Origin of the sequence: Hassallia byssoidea VB512170 (assembly GCF_000817785.2) — a bacterium.
Classification (GTDB): Bacteria; Cyanobacteriota; Cyanobacteriia; order Cyanobacteriales; family Nostocaceae; genus Hassallia; species Hassallia carrinoi.
In genome coordinates this window covers 20,752-28,362 of sequence record NZ_JTCM02000087.1, presented here as the reverse complement: position 1 = coordinate 28,362, position 7,611 = coordinate 20,752, and the positions used below count along the sequence as shown (strand labels likewise).

Sequence of the window (7,611 nt, the reverse complement as noted above, 5' to 3'; positions counted from 1 at the left end):
CATTGGCATAACATCGCTCTGCATTGGCATAACATCGCTCTGCATTGGCATAACATCGCTCTGCATTAACATAACATCGCTCTGCATTGGCATTGCAGGGTATTGTCTTTCTTTAATTCGCGCTTGTATTAATGAAACGCTGTACTAAGATATATTAAAAATGCTATAAATTATCTAATAATTCTGCTGTTTGCTCTGGCTTAACCAAAGTATTCGCGCACAAAATGCCAGATGCAGCCACCGCCGGGACACCGATTCCTGGCATAGTGCTGTCACCAACGCGATACAATCCAGCAATGGGGGTGTGCGTAGTGGGAAACATACCTTTACCTGCTGCGATCGCTGGACCATAAGTTCCCTGGTATCTTCTGAGATAAGAAGCATGAGTTAAAGGTGTGCCAATCAGTTCTAACTCGATGCGATCGCGAATATCTGGGATAATTCTTTCTAAAGCACGATATAAAGACTTTGCTTTTTCTTGCTTCTTGTGTTCATACCCTGCATTTTTTTCCCATCCCGCTAATGGTTCTAAAGTATAAGCATGAACTACATGATGTTTTTCTGGCGCAAGAGAAGCATCCCACACACTAGGAATCGATATCATGCAAGTATTTCCCGGTGAAGTTATATCTTGCTGTGCATCGTGGACTACCACATGATGTCCCGTCAAATTCTCCAACCCTTCGCCACGAATGCCTAAGTGTAAATGCATAAAACTATCTACCGCTGGTGTATCTAGCGAAACTTTACGGTAAGATGCGGGTAAGTCTTCCGGACGCAACAACTTAGTGTAAGTATCCCAAATCGTGGCATTAGAAATCACCACAGGCGCTTTGATAATTTCACCATTTTGTAACCTGACACCAACAACTTTACCAGATACTAAAATCTGTTCAACATGACATCCCAATAGCAACTTACCATTAAATTTTTCTAATCCCCGCACCAAAGCCTTGACAATTGCTCCACTACCACCCACAGGATATTCAACTTTGCTGCGGGAGCGTTCACCCAACATAAAAGCTACCTCTGGGGCAATAGTACCATGTGCCTTTAAACCAGACAGTAGAAAGCATTCCAAATCAATCAGCCGTCGCACCCAAGCATCTTTCACTGTTGCATCCATCACATTGCCCACAGAAGCTTGAACAATCGGCAAATTGGGGAGCATTTTTGTTAAAGATGGCAAATAACGTCTTAGTAACACCAAAATCAACTGCCAATCTGTTCTCAAAGCCAAAGTGGGAATGCCTTTCATCGCTTCATAAAGCGGTAATAAACGTTCTTCAAACTCCTTTAATTCTTTAGCACCTTGAGGCGTAATTTTCTCCACCTCATGACGGTAACGGTCAGTATTGCTATAAACTGCAAAAGTGCCTTCCGGAAGGTGATAATGTCCTAAAGGATCGTAAGACACACATAAAAGGGATTCGCCTAAAACATCGAGAACTTGTTTGAGAGGATTTAAACTCTGGGCATCAGTCAGACCGCAATAAAAAGAGGGACCGGAATCAAATTCAAATTTTCGTCGTCTGAAGCTATGAGCAGCACCACCAGCAATTGTGTGGCTTTCACATACAATTACTCGCTTGCCATAACGTGCCAGTAATCCAGCAGCACACAATCCGCCGATACCGCTACCAATGACTATGACATCACAATCTTGCATTTTTGTTATTTGTTATTTGTTAGTTGTTAGTGGTAGAGACGTTCCAGTGGAACGTCTGTACAAAAGTTAGTGGTTATTTGCCCAATGCCCAATGCCCAATGCCCCATGCCCAATTCCCAATGCCCCATGCCCAATGAATGAACCATTGATTGAACTTAAAGGCGTTTCTAAGTCGTTTGGTGACAATAAAGTTTTAGACAATGTAGACTTGACAATTTACCAGGGAGAAGCATTAGGAATTATTGGTCCTAGCGGTACTGGGAAATCAACAATTTTACGGGTAATTGCGGGATTAACAGCTCCCGATGCTGGAGAAATTTATGTACAAGGGGTACGGCGAGAAGGTTTGATAGAAGATGGTGCCGATCCGGTTGGGATTGGGATGGTGTTTCAGCAGGCAGCATTATTCGATTCATTGACAGTCGAGCAGAATGTAGGGTTTTTACTTTATCAATACTCAAAAATACCGCGATCGCGCATTCGAGAACTGGTAAATGAAAAATTAGACATGGTAGGTTTGTCAGGAATCGGTTCGCGCTATCCTAGTGAACTTTCCGGAGGAATGCGAAAACGTGTTTCTTTTGCGCGTGCAGTTGTGTCCAACCCAGACAAACCACAAGACGCACCAGCAGTTTTACTATACGATGAGCCGACAGCCGGACTTGACCCAATTGCCTCTACAGTTATAGAAGATTTAATTCGCCAATTACAATGTACTCAAGGAGTCTGTGCTTCTTATGCCATTGTGACCCACCAAGAGAGTACTATTCGTCGTACCGCTGACAGAGTTATTTTTCTCTATCAAGGTAAAGTGCAGTGGCAAGGTAGTATAGATGAACTTGAGAAAACAGAACATCCTTTGATTAAACAATTTCTCAGTGGGAGTGTGCATGGACCGATTCATGTCGGCTAGATGGCAGAAGGAGAAAAATGCGATCGCGAACATTTAGAGAAGGTTCTGTAGGGTTATTGCTTTTGGCAGGATTAGGGGTATTTGGATTGATTCTGCTGTGGTTGAATAGAGTTACTACATCTCAACGTTCATACAAAGTTATTATCGAGTTTGCTAACGCCACCGGAATGCAAAAGGGAACACTTGTTCGCTATCGCGGGGTGAAAGTAGGCAGTGTTTCCAAAATTCGACCAGGTTTAAATAACGTTGAAGTGGAAGTTGATATTTCTCAACCTGAATTGAAAATCCCCCGTGATGTATTAGTTGAAGCTAATCAATCCGGTTTGATTAGCGAAAGCATTATCGACATCACACCAAAAGCAACGCTAATTCAAGCGACTGATGTCGCTAAACCCACAGAAACAAATTGCAATCCGCAGATTATCGTCTGTAATGGATCTCGCTTAAAAGGTCAGGTTGGCATCAGCGTTGATGAGCTGATTCGCAGTTCAACAGCGCTATCTGTTGCATACAGTAATCCAAAATTTTATAACACTGTCAATAAAACGCTAGAAACTGCCTCTCAAGCAGCCGTCAGTGTAGCAGCTTTAAGTCGAGAACTCCAGGTTTTGAGCAAAAACGCACAACAACAATTAGGCACATTTTCCGCCACAGCTAATTCAGTGCAACGGGCAACAGATAAACTTAGTACATCCACCAATCAAACAGTAAATCAATTCGGTACGACAGCTAGGCAATTTAGCACAACCGCACAGGAATTTGGTACAACCGCACAGGAATTTGGTACAACCGCAAAAACTATAAGTTCAACCGCAAATCAAGCAAAAAGTTTGGTGACAAATCTCGATAATTTGGTGACAACAAATCGCTCAACGCTAGTTGGTACATTAAATAATCTTAGCCAAGCCAGCCAGCAACTGCGCGTTACAGTCAGCAGTTTATCACCAACTGTCAATCGCTTCACCCAAGGAAAATTACTGCAAAACTTAGAAACTCTCTCAGCAAATGCAGCGGAAGCGTCAACAACTTTACGCAATGCTACCCAAAGCTTCAACGATCCAAATAACCGACTGCTATTGCAACAAACTTTGGATTCGGCACGGGTAACATTTGAAAACACTCAAAAAATTACATCTGATTTAGATGAGTTGACCGGCGATCCCGCTTTTAGAAATAATTTGCGGCAATTGGTGAATGGTTTAAGTACTTTGGTTTCTTCCACAGAGCAGATGCAACAGCAAGTGCAAATTGCTGATACTTTAGACTCTTTTAAAGCATCTGTTAATAAATCAGATTTGGTTATTTCTAGCCCAACAACCCAAAAGGTGATGATTATTGATACATCATCTGCTACTTTTAAAAGTGCTGCTAAAAAGCCAGAAATCACAATTAGTTCAAGTACTTTAACTTCATCCCAAGCACGCTTGTTGAAGCAGTTGCGCGAGTATAAAAAGCAGCAAAATAAGCTAGAACTGTCTAAACAGGCAGAGCAGACGGGATTTAGCCTGACAAGTGATAACTAAGCATGGGGCAATGGGCATTGGGCATTGGTAATTGGTAATTGGTAATTGGTAATTGGTAATTGGTAATTGGTAATTGGTAATTGGGAACGTGCTAGCTTGTTCTTACCCATTCCCCATTCCCCATTACCCATTCCCCATTCCCCATTCCCCATTCCCCATTCCCCATTCCCCATTACCCCATTCCCCATTACCCATTCCCCCATTCCCCATTACCCATTCCCCATTCCCCATTCCCCATTCCCCATTCCCCATTCCCCATTCCCCATTCCCCATTCCCCATTCCCTAATTCCAATCTTGTTCTTCTTTTTTGCCGCGAGTTTCGTAAATCTTGGCAAAGTTGTGAATTTGGCGGGTTTTCTGATAAAGTTCGGCTTCCGTCAAACCCCACTGCTGTAAGACTCGATCTAAAGTCTGTTGAATGTCTCTCGCACCTGGAAAGCCTTGATAACGTATTCGCAGTCTGGCAAGTTCCGCCAAATTGTAATCTGTTGGCTCTTGAGATAGTAAACTATCTATTAGAGGGCGATCGCGATTGTAAAGTGGATGTTGTTGGTCTTTACCTGCGGATGCGTTTGTCATTATTTACACCGATTGAAAATTTTATATTTTGCAAAGGTTTAAGAGCCAAAAGTTATTATTTTGGGCTTCCACAGGCTCTCCAGCCTCTCCAATTTACTACTAGACGGCAACCACACCTGAGCCTTACGGCTCTCACTACTGCCACTTCACTTTAAATAAAGATACATTGTCCTTAAGAAAATACATGAAAGTTTAAAAAGAGTGAAGATTATTTCACTCTAGTATAAGCAGCAAGGGAGCAAGCCCGTTATGTTTGAACACTTCACTTCCGAAGCCATTAGAGTAATTATGTTAGCTCAGGAGGAAGCTCGGCGCCTGGGACACAACTTTGTCGGCACAGAACAGATTCTCCTGGGCTTGATGGGAGAAGGAACTGGGGTGGCTGCTAAAGTGCTAACTGAATTGGGTGTTACCCTTAAAGACGCACGTCGAGAAGTAGAAAAAATCATTGGTCGCGGTACTGGCTTTGTACCACCAGAAATTCCCTTTACACCGAAAGTAAAAAGCCTGTTTGAGCAATCATTTAAAGAAGCTCGCAGTCTGGGACACAACTACATAAACACAGAACATCTACTTTTGGGATTGACCGAAGCTGGTGAAGGTGTAGCTGCTAAAGTCCTGCAAAATCTAGGAGTTGAGCTACAGAGTGTCCGCAGTGCAGTCATTCGCCGTTTGGGTGATGATGCAAGTGTTACCGCTGGTGGTGGTCAAAAACGCACCCAAAACCTAACTATAGAAGAGTTTGGCAGAAATCTCACCAAACTAGCCAAAGAAGGCAAGATTGACCCTGTAGTTGGTCGAGAAAAAGAAATTGAGCGTGCCGTGCAAGTTCTCGGTCGTCGCACCAAGAATAACCCAGTGTTGGTTGGCGAACCAGGAGTAGGCAAAACAGCGATCGCCGAAGGTCTAGCACAACGCATTATAAATCAAGATGTGCCCGATATTTTGCAAGACAAGCAAGTTATCAGCCTAGACATGGGTTCGGTGGTGTCAGGTACTCGCTTCCGTGGTGATTTTGAAGAACGCCTGAAGAAAATCATGGAGGAAGTCCGCACGGCGGGTAATATCATCCTCGTGATAGATGAAATTCATACGCTTGTTGGTGCTGGTGGTACAGAAGGCGGTTTGGATGCTTCTAACATCCTCAAGCCAGCATTAGCGCGGGGTGAACTTCAGTGCTTGGGAGCAACTACCCTTGATGAGTATCGCAAGCACATCGAGCGCGATGCGGCTCTAGAGCGGCGTTTCCAACCGATTATGGTCGGGGAACCGACTGTACAGGAAACCATCGAGATTCTACAGGGTTTGCGGAGCGTTTACGAGCAGCACCACAGAGTCACAATTTCAGATGCAGCCCTAAAAGCTGCGGCTGAATTGTCAGACCGCTATATTAGCGATCGCTTTCTGCCAGATAAAGCAATTGACTTGATTGATGAAGCCGGTTCTCGCGTTCGTCTGCGGAACTCGATGTCCTCTACCAACAAAGAACTCAAGCGCCAATTAATCAGCGTTTCCAAAGCTAAAGACGAAGCCGTTAGAGTTCAAGATTTTGACAAAGCAGGACAAATGCGCGACCAAGAGTTAGAAATTGAAGCGCAACTGCAAGTAGAATCACAAAACGAGGCAACTTTCCACGGCATCGTTGATGAAGAAGACATCGCCCAAATCGTCGCTTCCTGGACTGGCGTCCCCGTCAACAAGCTGACCGAATCTGAGTCAGAGTTGCTTCTACACTTAGAAGATACTCTCCACCAACGGCTTATCGGTCAAGAACAAGCTGTCACCTCAGTATCTCGCGCCATTCGTCGCGCTAGAGTTGGCTTAAAGAATCCCAACCGTCCGATCGCTAGCTTTATTTTCTCTGGTCCCACCGGAGTCGGTAAAACCGAGTTAGCAAAATCCTTAGCGAGTTACTTCTTCGGTTCCGAAGAAGCCATGATTCGTCTGGATATGTCGGAATACATGGAACGCCACACCGTTTCTAAGTTAATTGGTTCGCCTCCTGGTTACGTCGGATACGACGAAGGCGGACAACTAACCGAAGCCGTGCGCCGCAGACCATACACAGTGCTGCTATTCGACGAAATCGAAAAAGCGCACCCCGATGTATTCAATATGCTGCTGCAAATTTTAGATGACGGTCATCTCAGCGATGCGAAAGGTCGGAAAGTGGACTTTAAGAACACCTTGATTATCTTGACTTCTAACATCGGTTCTAAGGTGATTGAAAAAGGTGGTGGTGGTTTGGGCTTCGATTTCACAGAAAACGCAGCCGATGCAAATTACACCCGCATCAAAACTTTGGTGAACGAAGAACTGAAGGCTTACTTCCGTCCTGAGTTCCTCAACCGTCTGGATGAGATTATCGTCTTCACTCAGTTGAACAAAGAAGAAGTCAAGCAAATCGCGGAAATCATGCTGAAAGAAGTTGCAGGTCGCTTGACCGAAAGAGGAATTACCTTAGAAGTCACAGAACGCTTTAAAGAGCGTGTGGTACAAGAAGGTTATGACCCCAGCTACGGTGCTAGACCTTTACGTAGAGCGATTATGCGGCTTTTGGAAGATTCTCTCGCCGAAGCAATGCTATCCGGTCAAGTTGTCGATGGAGACTCAGCTATTGTTGACGTTGACGACGACGGTCAAGTGGTAGTCCGCAAGTCAGAAAAACGCGAGTTGTTATTAACGAGTGTTGGCTAATCGATTGAATCAAGTACAAATGAAATGCTAATCGTGTTAACCCCTGGTAGAAATACTAGGGGTTTTTTGTCGGGCTGGTAACAACTTTTAACTAATATAGCGGTTCTGTTGTTGGATGCAATACACAACGATACCCCAGCGTAGGGACAATTCATGAATTGTCCCTACTATATAAAAAGCAAGTAGGGGTAGAACTGAAATTCTACCCCTATTTGAAATTTTTAATTAA

7 protein-coding genes are annotated in these 7,611 nt (G+C 44.0%); 3 read left to right on the top strand and 4 right to left on the bottom strand.

Going from position 1 to position 7,611, the window contains the following annotated elements:
- Positions 1-163 precede the first annotated feature (163 nt).
- Positions 164-1,669, bottom strand: a complete 1,506-nt coding sequence (locus PI95_RS26130) for a phytoene desaturase family protein (protein ID WP_039752734.1) — start codon at positions 1,667-1,669, stop codon at positions 164-166.
- Between the two features lie 133 nt (positions 1,670-1,802).
- Here PI95_RS26130 and PI95_RS26125 point away from each other — a divergent pair, with 133 nt between their 5' ends.
- On the top strand, positions 1,803-2,582 hold the full coding sequence (locus PI95_RS26125) for an ABC transporter ATP-binding protein (protein ID WP_039752733.1): 780 nt from the start codon (positions 1,803-1,805) through the stop codon (positions 2,580-2,582).
- Between the two features lie 17 nt (positions 2,583-2,599).
- Positions 2,600-4,105, top strand: a complete 1,506-nt coding sequence (locus PI95_RS26120) for an MlaD family protein (RefSeq protein WP_052325753.1) — start codon at positions 2,600-2,602, stop codon at positions 4,103-4,105.
- Here PI95_RS26120 and PI95_RS26115 read toward each other — a convergent pair.
- The 3 genes from PI95_RS26115 to PI95_RS26105 are packed head-to-tail and all read right to left on the bottom strand — an operon-like array spanning position 4,102 to position 4,685.
- Complete coding sequence (locus tag PI95_RS26115) at positions 4,102-4,257, bottom strand: alpha/beta hydrolase (RefSeq protein ID WP_163519200.1); 156 nt, start codon at positions 4,255-4,257, stop codon at positions 4,102-4,104. The genes PI95_RS26120 and PI95_RS26115 overlap by 4 nt on opposite strands.
- Entirely contained in the window at positions 4,229-4,378 is a 150-nt protein-coding gene (locus PI95_RS26110) for a hypothetical protein (protein ID WP_163519199.1), read from the bottom strand. Before PI95_RS26110 ends, PI95_RS26115 begins: the two co-directional genes overlap by 29 nt.
- Positions 4,379-4,388: 10 nt before the next feature.
- Complete coding sequence (locus PI95_RS26105; RefSeq protein ID WP_039752732.1) at positions 4,389-4,685, bottom strand: DUF3288 family protein; 297 nt, start codon at positions 4,683-4,685, stop codon at positions 4,389-4,391.
- A gap of 249 nt (positions 4,686-4,934) precedes the next feature.
- Here PI95_RS26105 and PI95_RS26100 point away from each other — a divergent pair, with 249 nt between their 5' ends.
- A complete protein-coding gene (locus PI95_RS26100) occupies positions 4,935-7,382 on the top strand; it encodes an ATP-dependent Clp protease ATP-binding subunit (protein WP_039752731.1) in 2,448 nt (815 codons plus the stop codon).
- Positions 7,383-7,611 lie beyond the last annotated feature (229 nt).